Source organism: Vibrio sp. 1978, assembly GCF_033344345.1.
Genome location: NZ_JAWPOP010000918.1, coordinates 1 through 539, shown reverse-complemented (window position 1 = coordinate 539; position 539 = coordinate 1). Strand labels below are relative to the sequence as shown.

Below are 539 nucleotides of genomic sequence, written 5' to 3'. Positions count from 1 at the left end.
CCTAACTCGCCATACCACAGCAATTTGGCCGTATTTACTTTACCGCCTTGAATGGCGGTCGATAGGTAATCCGTCAGATCTTGGCCTAATGCCAAGGTTGGCAAGTAACGCCAAGTTTCACCAGCGTTGTAGAGATCCGCCTCAGCATAAAACGATAGGAATGGGCTTTGCTCTTTAGGGAAATCGAGTCGAAATGCGCCCAACACTTGAAGGTCCGGAGTCGCAGCCGTGACTTTATCCGACCACAAACGCCAACCTGCCTCATCTTGCTGCCAGATGATGTCGACTTCGCCTTGCTTGATGTTCAATGGGGCTTGGAATACATCCCCGTACGGGAAAACATCATCAATGACCGTGACTTTCGCTTTCGCTTGCTTCAAGTCACCCGCAACGCTGCCTTGCACATGTTGAAAGCCCGGCAACAGTTCCCATTGAGTCATAGCTAACTCATCGAGGTCTGCCGAATAACGCAGCGTATCTAAGCCACCATTCATGGCTAAACGAATGTCTTCAACACGACCTTTCGGCGCTAACTTATT

1 protein-coding gene is annotated in these 539 nt (G+C 49.9%); it reads right to left on the bottom strand.

The genetic code is table 11. The features are described 5' to 3' along the window. Positions 1-539 (bottom strand): DUF3971 domain-containing protein (locus R8N49_RS29860; RefSeq protein ID WP_318190799.1); only part of this gene is annotated, 539 nt, incomplete at both ends.